The organism is Bradyrhizobium australiense, assembly GCF_013114825.1.
GTDB lineage: Bacteria > Pseudomonadota > Alphaproteobacteria > Rhizobiales > Xanthobacteraceae > Bradyrhizobium > Bradyrhizobium australiense.
This window is the reverse complement of the sequence record NZ_JAAVLX010000004.1, coordinates 782246-797275: the sequence shown is the minus strand read 5'-3', so window position 1 is coordinate 797275 and position 15030 is coordinate 782246. Positions and strand designations below refer to the sequence as shown.

At 61.7% G+C, this 15030-nt stretch carries 15 protein-coding genes; 13 read left to right on the top strand and 2 right to left on the bottom strand.

Translation table 11 applies throughout. From position 1 onward, the window contains the following. Window positions 1-2: 2 nt before the first annotated feature. Window positions 3-1352, bottom strand: a complete 1350-nt coding sequence (locus HCN58_RS15895) for a GSU2403 family nucleotidyltransferase fold protein (protein WP_171580280.1) — start codon at window positions 1350-1352, stop codon at window positions 3-5. 424 nt (window positions 1353-1776) lie between these two features. On the opposite strand from HCN58_RS15895, the gene HCN58_RS15890 reads away from it, so the two are divergent. From HCN58_RS15890 to HCN58_RS15835, 12 genes are all read left to right on the top strand, one after another. Beyond that, window positions 1777-3804, top strand: a complete 2028-nt coding sequence (locus HCN58_RS15890; RefSeq protein WP_171580279.1) for a conjugal transfer protein TraG — start codon at window positions 1777-1779, stop codon at window positions 3802-3804. A gap of 12 nt (window positions 3805-3816) precedes the next feature. Next, complete coding sequence (locus HCN58_RS15885) at window positions 3817-4368, top strand: CopG family transcriptional regulator (protein WP_171580278.1); 552 nt, start codon at window positions 3817-3819, stop codon at window positions 4366-4368. Continuing rightward, on the top strand, window positions 4361-5344 hold the full coding sequence (gene trbB, locus HCN58_RS15880) for a P-type conjugative transfer ATPase TrbB (protein ID WP_171580277.1): 984 nt from the start codon (window positions 4361-4363) through the stop codon (window positions 5342-5344). The genes HCN58_RS15885 and trbB overlap by 8 nt, the downstream gene beginning before the upstream one ends. 117 nt (window positions 5345-5461) lie before the next feature. Beyond that, on the top strand, window positions 5462-5731 hold the full coding sequence (locus HCN58_RS15875; protein ID WP_235977108.1) for a TrbC/VirB2 family type IV secretion system protein: 270 nt from the start codon (window positions 5462-5464) through the stop codon (window positions 5729-5731). Beyond that, the gene (locus HCN58_RS15870; protein WP_092252230.1) at window positions 5731-5988 is read left to right on the top strand and encodes a VirB3 family type IV secretion system protein; all 258 of its coding nucleotides are present in this window, start codon (window positions 5731-5733) and stop codon (window positions 5986-5988) included. The genes HCN58_RS15875 and HCN58_RS15870 overlap by 1 nt, the downstream gene beginning before the upstream one ends. Further along, complete coding sequence (gene trbE, locus HCN58_RS15865) at window positions 5982-8570, top strand: conjugal transfer protein TrbE (RefSeq protein ID WP_171580275.1); 2589 nt, start codon at window positions 5982-5984, stop codon at window positions 8568-8570. The genes HCN58_RS15870 and trbE overlap by 7 nt, the downstream gene beginning before the upstream one ends. Window positions 8571-8599: 29 nt before the next feature. Next, window positions 8600-9352 carry a P-type conjugative transfer protein TrbJ gene (gene trbJ, locus HCN58_RS15860; RefSeq protein WP_171580274.1) on the top strand — a complete coding sequence of 251 codons (753 nt, stop codon included), beginning with the start codon at window positions 8600-8602 and terminating at the stop codon, window positions 9350-9352. 11 nt (window positions 9353-9363) lie between these two features. After that, complete coding sequence (trbL, locus tag HCN58_RS15855) at window positions 9364-10521, top strand: P-type conjugative transfer protein TrbL (RefSeq protein ID WP_171580273.1); 1158 nt, start codon at window positions 9364-9366, stop codon at window positions 10519-10521. Between the two features lie 3 nt (window positions 10522-10524). Further along, window positions 10525-11229 carry a conjugal transfer protein TrbF gene (gene trbF, locus HCN58_RS15850; protein ID WP_171580272.1) on the top strand — a complete coding sequence of 235 codons (705 nt, stop codon included), beginning with the start codon at window positions 10525-10527 and terminating at the stop codon, window positions 11227-11229. Continuing rightward, window positions 11226-12251 carry a P-type conjugative transfer protein TrbG gene (gene trbG, locus HCN58_RS15845; protein WP_171580271.1) on the top strand — a complete coding sequence of 342 codons (1026 nt, stop codon included), beginning with the start codon at window positions 11226-11228 and terminating at the stop codon, window positions 12249-12251. The genes trbF and trbG overlap by 4 nt, the downstream gene beginning before the upstream one ends. Window positions 12252-12376: 125 nt before the next feature. Then, entirely contained in the window at window positions 12377-13525 is a 1149-nt protein-coding gene (locus HCN58_RS15840; protein WP_235983629.1) for a TraB/TrbI/VirB10 family type IV secretion system protein, read from the top strand. A 3-nt stretch (window positions 13526-13528) separates the two neighbouring features. Beyond that, the gene (locus HCN58_RS15835; protein ID WP_171580269.1) at window positions 13529-13777 is read left to right on the top strand and encodes a DUF2274 domain-containing protein; all 249 of its coding nucleotides are present in this window, start codon (window positions 13529-13531) and stop codon (window positions 13775-13777) included. Window positions 13778-13802: 25 nt separating this feature from the next. On the opposite strand, the gene HCN58_RS15830 is transcribed toward HCN58_RS15835, so the two are convergent. Then, window positions 13803-14216 (bottom strand): hypothetical protein, encoded by a 414-nt coding sequence (locus HCN58_RS15830; RefSeq protein ID WP_171580268.1) that lies wholly within the window; start codon window positions 14214-14216, stop codon window positions 13803-13805. 96 nt (window positions 14217-14312) lie between these two features. Between HCN58_RS15830 and HCN58_RS15825 the strand changes: the two genes are divergently transcribed. Then, window positions 14313-14543 (top strand): helix-turn-helix domain-containing protein, encoded by a 231-nt coding sequence (locus tag HCN58_RS15825; protein ID WP_171580267.1) that lies wholly within the window; start codon window positions 14313-14315, stop codon window positions 14541-14543. Window positions 14544-15030: the final 487 nt, after the last annotated feature.

The following is a 15030-nucleotide window of genomic DNA, read 5'->3' as shown; positions in this document are numbered from 1 at the left end:
GCCTACTTCCGTTTGGGTGCTCGTTGCGTCGAAAAATGATCGACATCGGACGTCTTGACCAGAAGGGCGCCGGGCTCGTCGACCGGGGAGGTGAGATATTTGGCGCGAACGATCTCCTCGATCCTCGACCTGTTCTTGAGGAACGCTTGCAGCCGACCTTCTTGCCCGAGACCGTCGGCACCGAAATGGTCGTCCAGCGCCTCGCGGCTGACCGCGCAGTTGACCGCGCCGCCGAGTGCCTGGCCCTGGAAGGTCACGACGTCGCGGCTGAAATCATAGCGAGCAGGCGGATTGTCGAAGGAGAGATCGATGCCGGGAATGACCGAGCGAGGCGCGCCAATGGTCTTGAGCACCACGTCACGAACGGAGCCAGCAAGCAAAGCCAGTCCTTCGAGCATCAATTGGCGCCACTTGGGACCGCGGCCATGGGCCTCCTCCCAGGCAGATTTCAGCTCCTGGGGCCGCTTCTCGGCGAGAACCGCGAGCAAGGCCTCGGCCTGCTGCAGGTCCTTGTCGCGTTTTGCCAACCCTTCCGGGCGCCTACGGGAGACGATGAGCTTGTGGACAGCGTAGCGCGCAGGAGCCGGCACGTGCACGTAGATGCCGGCGCCATGCAGGATCACCGCCGGCTCAGGATCGCGGATCAGAAAGTCCAGGAAGCGCAGTGGCTGGGCGTCCGTGTGCAGGGCAGGTAGCTTTTGGGGACGGCCCGTCTCCTTGCCCTCGTGGGGCGTGAGAAAGTCGACGCGCAAGCCGCCTTTGGCGGCGTAGCTCGTCACGCGCCGGCCATCAGATACGTGAGGGACGGCACGAAAGGTTTTGTCGACTTCCTTCAGCACGTCCAGAACGGGCGGCGTGGAGTCCTCGACCGCCACCGAGACATTCTTGAACTGAGCAATGTCGACGTCGCCGGTCTGCAGCGAGCCGGCGGAGAGGCGAACGCCAAGCATCGCAGCATAGGTTTGGTAGGCGATCGTTCCGACGAGCACGCCGCGAAGGCGAAATACGCCAGCCTTGGCAAGTGCTGCGATGACGTCGCCGATCTCGGGAATGGGACGGGGAAAACTGAACGAGCGGACCAGGGTGGACACAAGCGCCCGGCGCTCGCGTTCGTCCTCGCGAATTTCCTTGTGATGGGCGATGCGCTCCAGGAGTTCCGGCGTCTCCGGCCCGACATAGCGCTGAGACCGCTCGGCGCCGGTGCCGGTCTGGAAGTACCAATATCTGCGGCCGTTGATGCTCTTGGCCGTGAACGAGCCGGCCGCCGCGAACGCATCCTGAAAGGCGGCGTTGGCGGTGCGCTCAAGGAGCTCGGCATAGGTCGTCTGGGCGACGAGGGTGGGGGCAGGCATGGTCGTTTCCCGAGTTTATACTCAGCTTGCGGATTGAGTATAATTGGCATCAAACCGGGCGTCCAGCGGGTTTATACTCACTCCGCGAAGTGAGTATAACAGGAATTAACCGTGATTTCGTGCCGAATCGGCGCGCCTGGCCCATCAATTGCGTTGTTTGGCTGGTTCCGCCCCTGACCTTGGCAACCTGCGTTCGGCGCGCCGCTGTCCGCGAAGGATCATCCAAATTGAGCTGGTCACTCACCTTTTGTTGAGGCGTTGGGTCATCTCGGCCGAGATTTGACGCAGATCCTTCTCGCCTCTCGCACGCCTCATCGACATTGCTCTCGCTTCCCGGACGCGATTTTTATTTCGATTGAACGCTAAGCGCATTCGCCCCTTTCATCGCGCCGCTCACGTGGGGTGAGTGGGTGGGGCGAGCCGGATGTTTCCAGCAAAAATCTATGTCGGTCAGATTGCCGTCGTCCTCGGCATCGTTGTCGCGTCGACCTGGAGCGCGACGCAATGGACCGCCGCGGCTCTCGGCTACCAGCAGCGGCTGGGTGAGCCCTGGTTCTTGATCGTCAGCTATCCGGTCTATCTGCCCTGGCGGCTGTTCGAATGGTGGTTTGCCTACGAGGCCTATGCGCCCAAGATCTTCGAGGAGGGAGGAGCCATCGCCGCAGCCGGCGGCATTGCAGGGGCGATGTTTGCGATCGTCAATTCGGTGTGGCGCGCCCGCCAAAGCCAATTGGTGACGACTTACGGTTCGGCTCGATGGGCTACGCCGAAGGAAATCAAGACCGCTGGCCTGTTCGCGTCGAAGGGCGTGTTCCTGGGGCGGCTCGAGAACAACTATCTGCGCCATGATGGACCGGAACACGTCATGTGCTTTGCTCCGACACGGTCGGGAAAGGGCGTGGGACTGGTGCTGCCCACATTGCTGTCCTGGACCTCGTCTGCGGTGGTCCACGACATCAAGGGCGAAAACTGGGAATTGACCTCCGGTTGGCGTTCGACGTTCTCGCATTGCCTCCTGTTCAATCCGACCGATCCAAGAAGCGCTCGCTACAACCCGCTGCTTGAGGTGCGCAAAGGGGCGGCCGAAGTCCGCGACGTCCAGAACATTGCCGACATCCTGGTCGATCCCGAAGGGGCGCTCGAACGCCGAACCCATTGGGAAAAGACCAGTCATTCGCTTCTGGTCGGTGTCATTCTTCACGTCCTTTATGCGGAAGAGAAAAAGACGCTCACCCGGGTCACCGAGATCCTGGCCGACCCTGCGCAGTCCTTTGAGAAGACGCTCAGGATCATGCTGGCCACCAATCATCTTGGCACCGAGGCCGAGCCGAAGGTACACCCGGTCGTCGCCGCGACTGCGCGAGAGCTGCTCAACAAGTCCGAAAACGAACGCTCTGGCGTTCTGTCGACCGCCGTGAGCTTTCTCGGCCTCTATCGCGACCCCATCGTCAGCCGAAACACCGAGAGCTGCGACTGGCGCATCGCCGATCTCGTGAGTGCCGACAAGCCGGTCACGCTCTATCTCGTCGTTCCGCCATCGGACATCAGCCGGACCAAGCCGCTGATCAGGTTGATCCTCAACCAGATCGGCCGCCGGCTGACTGAGACGCTGAACACCAAGGCAGGCGACCGCAGGCACCGCCAGCTCCTGATGATGCTGGATGAGTTTCCTGCTCTCGGCCGGCTCGACTTCTTCGAAAGCGCGCTCGCCTTCATGGCCGGCTATGGCATCCGCGCCTACCTGATCGCGCAGTCGCTCAACCAGATCGCCAAGGCGTACGGCGAGAACAACGCGATCCTGGACAATTGCCACGTCCGCATTGCTTTTGCCGCCAACGACGAGCGCACCGCCAAACGCATCTCGGACGCCCTCGGCACCGCGACCGAACTACGCGCACAGCGCAACTATGCCGGTCACCGGCTGGCTCCCTGGCTTGGCCACGTCATGGTCAGCCGCCAGGAGACCGCGCGTCCTTTGCTGACGCCGGGCGAGGTGATGCAGCTGCCGCCCGACCACGCCATCGTGCTGGTTTCGGGGCTGGCACCGGTCCGGGCGATCAAGCTGCGGCACTATGAGGACGCAAACTTCGTCAGTCGTCTGCGCAAGCCGCCAGACTTGGTGGGCGACGAATATACCGATCGGCCGCCGGCCCGGACTAACGACTGGCGCGGCGAGGTTCGCACCACCGACCTTCGCCTTGCGACCCTGCTTTATCGCGAACTCATGCAGACCGGCGGCGAGGAGGGTGGTCTCAAGCAGCAACTGGCGTTGTTCGACGAGGCCTCACCGGCTGTGAACGAGCCTCGCGCCTTCGAGGAGCGATTGCTCGACGACGAGGCCGACATCGCCGCCGACCGCAGCCAGATGCAGCAGGCAGCAAGCGCGTCAAGCAACGTGCGCCGAGCCCATGCGGTCACCCGCGACGACGACGATCTTTTTCCCTCGTTCTGAAGAGCATCCCCGATGAAACCCAAACTATCGGCCTATGTCTCCGACAGCGTGGCAGAGCGGCTTGAGCTCGCAGCCAAGCGCCCCGGGGCCAACAAATCGGCCATTGTCGATGCCGCGCTGGATCGCTTCCTCAACCCCGAGCGGGACACGAGCGGCGATGCGGCGCTGATCCGAAGGTTGGACCGGATGAGCCGGCAACTGGAACGCGCCGACCGCGACGTGAGCATCCTGGCTGAGACCATCGCGCTGTTCATCCGCTACTACCTGACCATCACCCCGCCGCTGCCCTCGCAAGATCAGGACGCCGCGCGTGCGCTGGGCCGGGAGCGGTTCGAGATGTTTGTCGCCCAGGTCGGCAAACGCGTCGCCTCCGGTGGCCGGCTAGTCGCCGACGTCATGGACCGCGTCAGCGCCTCGAAACCGGATCTCTTCATGCGGAACCTAGAGGAGGGCGCCCCTCTGGGCGCTGCCCAAACTGCCGATACAGGATCCCGCGCGCCGAACGCGACGGGTGAGCCGCCGGAGCGTTCTCCGGCACCGCGAGAGGAGGTCGGCAATGTCTGATCTCCTCTCGCCAGAGACTCGCGAACGACGCCGCGGCATGCTGCGGACCGCGATGGGACCCGCGATCGCGCTTGCTCTGGAAGAGCCTGATGTCGTCGAGGTCATGGTCAATCCCGATGGGAGGCTTTGGCTTGATCGGCACGGGACAGGCCGCGCTGACACCGGCGTCGTTCTGACGCCGCAGGAGTCGGAGCGGATCATCCGGCTTGTTGCGAGCCACGTGCGGGCGGAAGCGAGCGGTTCGTCTCCCATCATCTCGGCGGAGCTCCCCGAGACTGGTGAGCGCTTTGAAGGCGTCTTGCCACCCGTCTCGCTCGCGCCATGCTTTGCGATCCGCAAACCCGCAACGACCACGTTCCGACTGTCCGACTACGTCAAGGCGCAGATCGCCTCGCCATTGATGGCAAAGGTGCTGACATCGGCGGTCACCGAAGCGCGCAGCATCCTGATCGTCGGGGGCACCGGCTCGGGCAAAACGACGCTCGCCAATGCGCTTCTTGCGGAGATCGCCGGCCTCGAAGAGCGGGTGGTCGTCATCGAAGACACCCGCGAGCTGCGCTGTGATGCCAAGGACGCCGTGACGCTCCGCACCAAGCCGGGTGTGGCAAGCCTTGCCGATCTGGTGCGCTCCACGCTGCGTTTGCGGCCCGACCGCATCATCGTCGGCGAGGTCAGAGGCGCCGAAGCCCTCGACATGCTGAAGGCCTGGAATACGGGCCATCCCGGCGGAATTGCCACCGTCCACGCCAACTCGGCACGAGCTGCGCTGTATCGGATTGAGCAACTCATTCAGGAGGCGGTCGCAACCGTGCCACGCCGGCTCATTGCCGAGGCGATCGACCTGATCGTCTTCATCAAGGGCCGGGGGCCCGCGCGGCGCATTGAGGCCGTCGCCGAGCTCAAAGGCCTCGATCCGTCGGGCGACTACCTGCTCGAGACCCCGCCCGGACTTCCGAACACCGCCCATCGCCCCTGACCTTAAGGAGACTGCAACATGTCTATTCGACTGCGTCTAAACGTGCGTTCGCGCCTTCGCGGCTTCTGTTCGGTCGGCGGTTTGCCTCTAGTCGAGCTCGGCGTGGCCTCGACTTGCATGCTCCTCAGTGTCACGGCGGCACACGCCGCTGGTTCGGGCATGCCATGGGAAGCCCCGCTCGAGCGCGTCCTGGAATCCGTCCAAGGGCCTGTCGCCAAGATCGTCGCCGTCATCATCATCACGGTGACCGGCATATCGCTTGCCTTCGGCGACACCTCCGGAGGATTCCGCAAGATGATCCAGGTCGTGTTCGGTCTCTCGATCGCCTTCGCCGCAAGCTCCTTCTTCCTTTCGTTCTTCTCGTTCGGCGGCGGAGCACTGATCTGATGCGTCCCGATGGTTTTGAACTTGTCCTCCACCGCTCGTTGACTGAGCCCATCCTGATCGGCGGTGCCCCGCGTGCCGCCGCCATCCTGATCGGGACTCTCTCGGCCGTGCTGGCGCTCGGCCTGCGCCTTTGGCTCGCAGGCCTCATCCTCTGGGTGATCGGCCACAGCGCTGCCGTTTGGCTCGCCAAACGCGACCCAGCCTTCGTCGAGGTTGCCATCCGTCACACCAAGCACAAAGGCCGGCTCGCATGCTGAACTTGAGAGAATTCCGCGGCAATGCCTATCGGCTCGCTGATTGGCTGCCATGGGCATGCCTGGTCGCGCCGGGCGTCATCCTGAACAAGGATGGCAGCTTTCAGCGGACGATGCGCTATCGCGGGCCCGATCTCGACAGCGCGACCGAGGCCGAGCTGATGAGCGTGGCGTCCCGCGTCAACAATGTTCTGAAGCGTTTCGGCTCAGGCTGGGCTCTCTTCTTTGATGCCACGCGCATGGCGGCCTCCGAATACCCGCGGTCGGAGTTTCCGGATCCGGTATCCTGGCTGATCGATGAGGAACGGCGCGCCGGCTTTGAAGGCCCCGCCGGCGTAGCATGGGAGGATCCGTCACGCCCCAGCGGGCAGCATTTTGAAAGCGTGCTGCATCTGACCCTGATGTACTTGCCGCCGGCCGAGCGGATCTCGCGCCTTGAGGGCCTGTTCCTCGAGCGTCCAACGGAGAAGGATCGCGCGGCCAGGAGAGGTCGGCGCATTCGTCGGGATCAATCGACCGCGGATGCTGATCGACGCGAGAATGCAACATTTGGCGACAATCACGACGCCGATATCGACGTCCAGCAAGGACGTGAAAGAAGCGAGCAGGGCTACCGGGATCACCTCCAACTGTTCATCCAGGAAACCGACCGGGCGATCGATCTGCTCTCGTCGGTCTTGCCCGAGATCTGGCCCCTCAACGATACGGAGACGCTCACCTATCTTCATAGCTGCGTCTCGACGAAGCGCCATCCGGTCCGCGTTCCCAAGACTCCCGCCTATCTCGATTGCTTCCTGAGCGACGAACCGCTGACCGGCGGATTGTCTCCGGCCATCGGGCGGAGCCATCTGCGTGCGCTCACCGTCCTCGGGTTTCCGCACGTTACCTTTCCGGGCCTGCTCGACGAACTGAACCGGCTTGGCGTTGCCTACCGCTGGGCAACCCGGTTCATTCCGTTGGATCGTACGCAGGCAAACGCGACGCTGTCGCGCTATCGGCGGCAGTGGTTTGCCAAGCGGAAATCGCTCGGTGCGATCCTGAAGGAAGTCATGTTCAACGAGCAGGCGGCGCTGCTCGACACCGATGCCAGCAACAAGGCTCTCGACGCCGATGCGGCGCTCTCCGAGCTCGGCGACGATCTGGTTGCTTTCGGCTACATCACGACGACAGTCACCGTAAGCGACGAGGATTCGCATCAAGCAGACGAGAAGATCCGCGCGGTCGAGCGGGTGATCAATAGCCGCGGGTTCACGGCGATCCGTGAGAGCGTCAATGCGGTTGAGGCCTGGCTCGGCGGTCTGCCGGGGCAAGCTTATGCCAACATCCGCCAGCCCATCGTTCATACGCTGAACCTGGCCCACATGTGCCCATTGTCAGCGGTATGGGCCGGACCCGAACGATGCGAGCATCTCGATGGACCGCCACTTCTGATCGCCAAGACCAAAGGCTCGACCCCGTTCCGGTTGTCGCTCCACGCTGGCGACGTCGGGCATACGATCATCGTCGGTCCTACGGGGGCGGGCAAGTCGGTCCTGCTTTCGATGCTCGCCCTTCAATTCCGGCGCTATCCCAACGCCCAATTGATCACGTTTGACAAGGGTCGGTCGGCACGGGCTACCACGCTCGCGTTATCAGGAGCCTGGTATGAACTGGGCGCCAAGGGCGGCATTGCATTCCAGCCGCTCAAGGATGTCGCGGAGGAGGGAGCGAGGCTCTGGGCGCTCGACTGGCTTTGCGGCGTGCTCGCCCATGAGCGCGTGACCGTAACGCCGGATGTCAAGGAGACGCTCTGGTCGGCGCTGAGAAGCCTCGGGTCTGCGCCCGTTTCCCAGCGGACAATCACCGGGCTCGTAGCGTTGCTTGCCCGCGACGCCCTGCGGCAGGCGCTGCAGCCCTACACGCTCGAAGGACCCTACGGTCGTTTCCTGGATGCAGACGCCGACCGTCTTTCCGGCGCGGACGTGCTGACCTTCGAGATGGAAGAGCTGATGGCGTTGCCAGGCCTGGTGGCGCCGGTTCTGACCTATCTCTTCCACACCCTCGAGGACCGGTTCGACGGCCGTCCCACATTGCTGGTGCTGGATGAAGCCTGGGTGTTTCTGGACGATCCGCTGTTCGCAAGCCGCATTCGTGAATGGCTGAAGACGCTGCGCAAGAAGAACGTCTCGGTCATCTTCGCGACCCAGTCGCTCGCCGATATCGCCGACAGCCAGATTGCGCCTGCGATCATCGAATCCTGTCCAAGCAGGATTTTTCTGCCGAATCCACGTGCACTGGAGCCGACCCAGACCGAGACCTATCGCCGGTTCGGCTTGAACGACACGCAAGTTCGGTTGATCTCGGAGGCGTTTCCCAAGCGCGACTACTATCTGCAGTCCCGCGCCGGTAACCGCCTGTTCGAGTTAGGCCTCGGACCGGTAGCGCTCGCGATCGTCGCAGCATCCTCGCCTGAGGATCAGCGTGCCATCGACGCGGTTCTGTCCCGCTCGGGCCCCCATCATTTTGCCAAGCGCTATCTCGCCGAACGAGACCTGCACTGGGCCGCGAACCTGATCAGCACCTTCGAACAGACCCAGAAAGCCTGACCCCAATCCTAACATCTGAGGAGCTATCCATGCTGAAGATCTTTGGCACGCCTGTCGCATGCCAGACGCTAAAAGCGAGCGCAATTGTAGCGCTGTCCCTCGTCATTGCGCTGAACGGGTCCCACCGGCTGGGGGCGCAAGTTGTCGTCTTCGATCCATCGAACTACAGCCAGAATCTCCTGACGGCTGCTCGCACGCTTGAGCAGATCAACAATCAGGTCAGAAGCCTTCAAAACCAGGCGCAGTCGTTGCTCAATCAGGCCAAGAACCTCACGAGCTTGCCCACAAGCGTCGTCGGCCAGCTCTCCTCGACGATGAATCAGATGAATGGCCTGATCAGTCAGGCAAAGAACATCTCGTTCGACGTTCAGAAGACGCAGCAGGATTTTGGGCGGTTTTACCCTCGCGAATACGCAGCGGCCGTCTCGTCGGACAAGATGGTGCAGGACGCGACAGCGCGTTGGGACAATAGCTACGATGGACTGAAGCAGTCGCTCACCGTTCAATCCGCCATTGTAAGTGGCTTGGACCAGGACGGCCAGACGCTTCGAACGCTGATGGCGAATTCGTCCGCGGCGGTCGGCTCGTTGCAGGCCCAACAGTCAGGCAACGAACTGCTTGGCCTCCAGATCAAGCAGTCGTTGCAGACCCAGGCGCTCATGGCAACGCAGGCGCGCGCGGACACGTTGCGTGCCGCCGAACAGCAGGCGTCGTCGGCCGCCGCAAAGGAGCGATTTACCCGCTTCATCGGCGATGGCCATGCCTACACCAGCGGCAAGTAGGTGAGGGCGCCATGGCTGATCTCTCCGTCATTGACCGCTTTACCGAGACCTTCTCGCGCTACATCGACTCTGGATTTGGTCTTCTGTCCGGCGATGTCTCATTCTTGAGTTCAACGTTGATCGGCATCGACCTGACGCTTGCCGGCCTTGCCTGGAGCATACGCGCGGACGACCACATCCTGGTCACGCTTGCCAAGAAGGTACTTTATGTCGGCGCTTTCGCGTTCATTATCGGCAACTTCAAAAGCCTCGCTGATATCGTCTTCGCGTCATTCTCCAGCATCGGCCTAAAGGCATCCGGCGGAAGCTTAAGCGCCGCCGACCTGGCGCGGCCGGGCTTTGTCGCCTCTGCCGGGTTTACGGCCGCTCATCCTCTTTTGGAGGAAACCGGCCAGTTCTCAGGCTTTGACGTCCTGACCAACCTGCCAACGATCCTGATCCTGCTGTTTTGCTGGATCCTGATCGTGCTCGCGTTCTTCGTCCTCTCGGTGCAGCTCTTCGTCACCCTGATCGAATTCAAGCTGACGACGCTTGCAAGCTTCATTCTCGTGCCGTTCGCCTTATGGGGCAAGACCGCATTCCTGGCGGAAAAGACGCTCGGCAACGTGGTCGCCTCGGGGGTGAAGGTGATGGTGCTCGCAATTATCATCGGCATTGGCTCGACCATCTTCGGCCAGCTCGCGAGCACGTTGACGCGGCCGGTCGACATCGTGTCGGCGATGAGCCTCTTGCTTGCAGCCCTTTCGCTGTTTGGGCTTGGCATCTTCGGCCCGGGAATCGCGGCGGGCTTGGTCTCTGGCGCGCCCCAGCTTGGCGCCGGCGCGGCAGCTGGAACGGTGGCAGGCGCGGCGGCTATCGCGATCGGCGGCGGAGCGGCGGCCGCGGGTGGTCTTCGCGTTGCGGCAGGCGGTTCTATGGCTGCGGTCCGCTCTGCGGCATCGCTTACGGGAGCATCTTCGGCTGCGGGCACGTCTGCCCGAGCCGCAACCGTGGACCAGCTCTCTAGCGCGAGCACTGGCGGCACTGCGAGCGGCGCCGCCGGGGTGGGGCGCGCGTCCCCGTCGTCAGCACGGGGACACGCAAGGGAAGCAGCTCAGGTCGCTGCTCACACCCTGAAGGAGGGTGACAAGGGCGGCCATTCTTCGGGTCCGAAGCTGGGGGAGGAGTAGGATATGGCAAGTCATCCCTTTCAGCGCGTGTCCGTTCGCTATGGCGAGACGCCTGAGCCGGTCACGCCCTACCAGAAGGCAGCCCAGGTCTGGGACGAGCGGCTAGGCTCTGCCCGTGTTCAGGCGAGCAACTGGCGTATGGCAGCGCTGACGGCCATCGGCTTGTCCGGTGTTCTTGGATTGACGATCTTTACCCAGATCGCCCGCTCGGGCGTCGTTCCCTACGTAGTCGAGGTCGATCGGCTCGGCGAAGTCCGAGCAGTCGGGCCGGCACTCGAAGCCTATCAGCCGTCAGATGCGCAGATCGCGCATTTTCTCGCGCGGTTCATCGAGAATGTTCGTTCGTTGTCGATTGATCCGATCATTGTCCGGGCGAACTGGCTGCGCGCTTACGATTTCGTCACCGACCGCGGCGCTCAAGCGCTGAACGACTACGCGCGGGAGGCCGACCCCTTCACAAAAATTGGGTCCAAGACGGTGACGACCGAAGTCACCTCGGTGGTGCGTGCGTCTGGCGACAGCTTCGAGATCCGCTGGAAGGAGAACACCTACGAGAACGGCGCGATCGCAAAGACCGAGCGTTTCACGGGTCTTGTCACCACCGTTCTCAAGCCGCCCGCAGACGCCGAAACGCTGCGGAAGAACCCCCTCGGCCTCTACGTCCATTCCCTCAACTGGTCGCGCGACCTCATTGGAGACGCCAAATGAATTCCAAAGTCCTCACCAAGCTCGCGTCGGCCAGCATCCTTGCCTTATCGCTTGGGCTTGCCGGATGCGCCACCAAGCTCAATCTCGAAGCGCCCTATGATGAGATGACCTTTGAGAAGGCGCTTCCAGACGCCGATCCGCCAGCGCCAGTGCAGATCGTCGAAACACCTAAGGTCCTGCCTTTGCCAGGCCAGCTAAAGCCCTTCCCAACAAAGGCCACCAAGGAGGAAAAGCTGCCGCCGGAGCAGGCGATCGCCAAGGCCAACAAGGCGGCGCGGATGGAGCCGACGCGCGCAGGCTATATCAATGCCATCCAGGTCTATCCCTGGACGGAAGGTGCGCTCTACCGGCTCTATGCAAGCCCGGAGAAGGTCTCGACGATCGCGCTTCAACCAGGTGAGGAACTGATCGACGTCTCCACAGGCGATACGGTTCGCTGGGTGGTCGGCGATACATCGAGCGGGCAGGGCAGCTCTCGGCGGGTGCACATCCTGGTCAAGCCGACGCTTCCGGATATTCAGACCAATCTCGTCGTCCTGACTGATCGGCGGGCCTATCACCTCGAGCTGGTCTCGACCAAGCAGACCTACATGGCGTCCATCTCCTGGACCTATCCGACCGATACGCTCGTCGCTCTTCACAAGCAGAACGCCGCCGCCCAGGAAAGCGAGGAGCGGATCGCCGATCGCGGCGTGCGGCTCGACAGCCTGAATTTCCGCTATCGCATCGAGGGCGACGATCCGCCGTGGCGGCCACTGCGCGCCTTCGACGACGGTCGCAAGGTCTATATTCAGATGCCTACCGGCCTGTCACAAGGAGAGGCGCCGCCCTTGTTCGTTGCCGGCGCGGACGGCCGGCCGAACCTCGTCAATTACCGTGTCCGCGGCACCTACTACATCGTTGACCGAATGTTCGGTGCCGCGGAGCTTCGCCTTGGCGAAGGCCCCCAGCGCGTCGTCCGGATCATCCGTATCGACGCGCGACCGGTGTCCCAGGCCTTCAGCACCGGGAGTGCCTCATGACGACAGGATTGGATCAGGATCCGGAGCCGCTTGAACTGCGAGCCCGTCCACGACCCGTTCGGCGCCTCAACAGGCGCGCTCTCATGATCGGCTGCGCCGTCGCCGCGCTGTTAATTGGTGGGGCGATGCTCATTGCACTCCGACCGCACTCCTTCAAGCAGTCGGAGCGGACTGAGCTTTACAATACCGACCGCAAGCAGACCGCCGAGGGGCTCAGCAAGCTGCCGAAGTCTTATGAGGACCTGCCGCCATCGACGCCGCGGCTTCGATCGCCATCGCCTGGGGACATTGGCCGGGCCTTTGCCGAAAACGAGAAGAAGGCCGGCGTGGCATCGGATACCGGCTTCCGGACAAACCCGGAGGAAGACGCCGAAAGGGCTGAACGGATACGGCAGACGCGGATCGCTCAGCAGGCAAAGGAGTCGGGCTTGTTCTTCCGCTTGTCGGAGAAACAGGAGAAGCGCAAGCAGACAAGCACTGCCGAGGCAACGGCTGCTGCTCCGTCCGCATTCCGGCCTTCGACGCCCGATACAGGGTCGTCTGCTGTGGAACTCGCAAAGACGGCGCAGGCGATGATCGACCGCTCCAGCGAGATCATTCCCTCGTCGCAAGCGCGAAAGCTCGCCTTCGTGGGCGCGAAAGCCGACACCGGGACGACCAATCCTCATGCGCTCAAGCCGGCACCATCCACCTATGCCGTGATGGCAGGCTCAATCATCCCGGCAAGCCTCGTCACTGGACTGAATTCGGACTTGCCCGGGACCACGATCGGCCAGGTCACCGAGAACGTCTACGACACGGTAACCGGCGAACATCTCTTGATCCCGCAAGGGACAAGGATCGTGGGCAAGTACGACAGCGTTGTCGCTTTCGGCCAGAAGCGGGCACTCGTCATATGGAGTCGGCTCATCCTGCCGAACGGCAATTCGATCGTGATCGAGAACCTTCCGGCTACAGACGTTGCAGGCTATACCGGGCTCGAGGACCAGGTGGACTTCCATACCTGGCAGTTACTTAAAGGCGTCGCTTTAGCGACCCTGATCGGGGTGGGTACTCAGCTATCGATCGGCAATGACGAGAGCGATCTCGTGAAGGCGCTGCGGGAAAGCACGCAGCAAACGACTAATCGTGCCGGCCAGCGCCTGGTCGAGCGCGAGCTCGACGTGCAGCCGACGATTACGGTGCGGCCGGGCTGGCCGCTGCGGGTGATCGTTTCGAAGGACTTGGTCCTGAAGCCGTATCAGGACATTCAAACGACGGAAAAAGGCCTATGATCAATGAAGCTCGCGAAGTTACCTGACCGGACGCCGGTGAAGATGAACGTCCTGTTGGCGCCCGGTCTCGCAAAGAGATTGCGAGATTATGCTGATTTCTACGCAGAGACTTACGGCAGCCGGGAAGAGGTTGCGGAGTTGATACCGTTTATGCTGGAAGCATTTCTCGATGCCGATACTGACTATAGAAAGGCACGACGCAAAGACGATGCGCCGAAGGGGTCTCATCAGTCGCATAAGGCGGGCGGTTAGCCCGAAGGCGAAGCCGATACCAAGGTCAGTACGAACTCGCGACCATGGCGAGCGCGTCCCGCACAGTGCCCAGCGATTGCTCCAGTTGGTTCCGGAGAGCTTCCAGATCGGAGGTTCTCGTCTCCTCGAGGCGCAGATTGCCGGATGCCATCGATCGGGCAACCAATTCACTGATTGGCGTTACAGCAACTTCCAGCAAGTCACCAATATCTCGATCAGTTTGCTCGGAAAAATCTGCGCTCACCATTCCGTCCGGTGTCATTCTCGGCACCACGGATAGCTGGTCTAGAACCGTTCGTTCTACGATTTGAGCGGGAATCTCAAGCTGTATGAGAACCGCTTGTGTAATCGCACAACGGTAGCCCACACGATATCCCGACGAACTAAGTCCATCCTCACCGCGCCGAATTCTCTCGGCGAATGGCACGACATCGGACATTGGGGGACTTCTCAAGTACCAGCGTGGCGAAGTGCACGAATGTTGTTGCATTATAGTACGTCGCAATAAAGTACAACAATGTGGCGGTGTATCCGCATGTCGGAAGACGTGCGGATCATGGTGGGCGAGAATGTTCGGAGGCTGAGGCTCGCCGCCGGGATTTCTCAGGCCAAATTGGCTGAAAGGATGGGCGTCGACAGGGCTTACATCAGTGGGCTGGAAAAGGGCGAGCGGAATCCTACCGTAGTCACAGTGTGGCACCTCTCGAAGGCTCTCGGAGTTAAAATGCGGACCTTCTTTGAGGAAAAGGACAAGAAGGGACGATAAAGGACGGGGCTCCGTGGGAGAGGGCCAAGCATATACTTATCGCTCTGGTCTTCCTGGAGAGCTATCGCACGTGCTGTTTCGAACAATCTCAAAATTGTCAATGATTTTAGAAACTTAGGCCGAGGCTTTGCCCTACTATCGCGTACCAATTTTTACAAAAGTGCCCGTCGTTGTTGCATTTTTTACGATTCATTACACGCAGTTTGGTGCGTTGTTTTCGAAGGGTCCAAACATTGTCGGTGGCTCCATGCAGCATGGATGCAGCATGACTGACGTGGAGCTTCGAGGCTAAGGCGCTAAGTTGACGATCGAGGCTGGCCGGCGATTACAGAACGAAGGCTGATGGCAGGATCAGAATAACGTCGAGCTATTTTTCCGCAGAGCGCGTCACCGAGGTTCTTGATGGACTCATTTCAGTGAACTGCGTGAAAAGATGTGCCTATCGGCAGCCTGAAGCGCCGCGATATAAGTCGCACGTACGGAGCGG

Excerpts from the sequence above, each read along its gene's own strand:
- HCN58_RS15875 (WP_235977108.1), top strand. The coding sequence starts at position 5,462 with ATGCTCCTCAGTGTCACGGCGGCACACGCCGCTGGTTCGGGCATGCCA.
- trbJ (WP_171580274.1), top strand. The coding sequence starts at position 8,600 with ATGCTGAAGATCTTTGGCACGCCTGTCGCATGCCAGACGCTAAAAGCG.
- HCN58_RS15870 (WP_092252230.1), top strand. The coding sequence starts at position 5,731 with ATGCGTCCCGATGGTTTTGAACTTGTCCTCCACCGCTCGTTGACTGAG.
- HCN58_RS15825 (WP_171580267.1), top strand. The coding sequence starts at position 14,313 with ATGTCGGAAGACGTGCGGATCATGGTGGGCGAGAATGTTCGGAGGCTG.
- HCN58_RS15885 (WP_171580278.1), top strand. The coding sequence starts at position 3,817 with ATGAAACCCAAACTATCGGCCTATGTCTCCGACAGCGTGGCAGAGCGG.
- trbL (WP_171580273.1), top strand. The coding sequence starts at position 9,364 with ATGGCTGATCTCTCCGTCATTGACCGCTTTACCGAGACCTTCTCGCGC.
- HCN58_RS15895 (WP_171580280.1), bottom strand. The coding sequence starts at position 1,352 with ATGCCTGCCCCCACCCTCGTCGCCCAGACGACCTATGCCGAGCTCCTT.
- HCN58_RS15830 (WP_171580268.1), bottom strand. The coding sequence starts at position 14,216 with ATGTCCGATGTCGTGCCATTCGCCGAGAGAATTCGGCGCGGTGAGGAT.
- trbF (WP_171580272.1), top strand. The coding sequence starts at position 10,525 with ATGGCAAGTCATCCCTTTCAGCGCGTGTCCGTTCGCTATGGCGAGACG.
- trbB (WP_171580277.1), top strand. The coding sequence starts at position 4,361 with ATGTCTGATCTCCTCTCGCCAGAGACTCGCGAACGACGCCGCGGCATG.
- HCN58_RS15835 (WP_171580269.1), top strand. The coding sequence starts at position 13,529 with ATGAAGCTCGCGAAGTTACCTGACCGGACGCCGGTGAAGATGAACGTC.
- HCN58_RS15890 (WP_171580279.1), top strand. The coding sequence starts at position 1,777 with ATGTTTCCAGCAAAAATCTATGTCGGTCAGATTGCCGTCGTCCTCGGC.
- trbE (WP_171580275.1), top strand. The coding sequence starts at position 5,982 with ATGCTGAACTTGAGAGAATTCCGCGGCAATGCCTATCGGCTCGCTGAT.
- trbG (WP_171580271.1), top strand. The coding sequence starts at position 11,226 with ATGAATTCCAAAGTCCTCACCAAGCTCGCGTCGGCCAGCATCCTTGCC.
- HCN58_RS15840 (WP_235983629.1), top strand. The coding sequence starts at position 12,377 with ATGCTCATTGCACTCCGACCGCACTCCTTCAAGCAGTCGGAGCGGACT.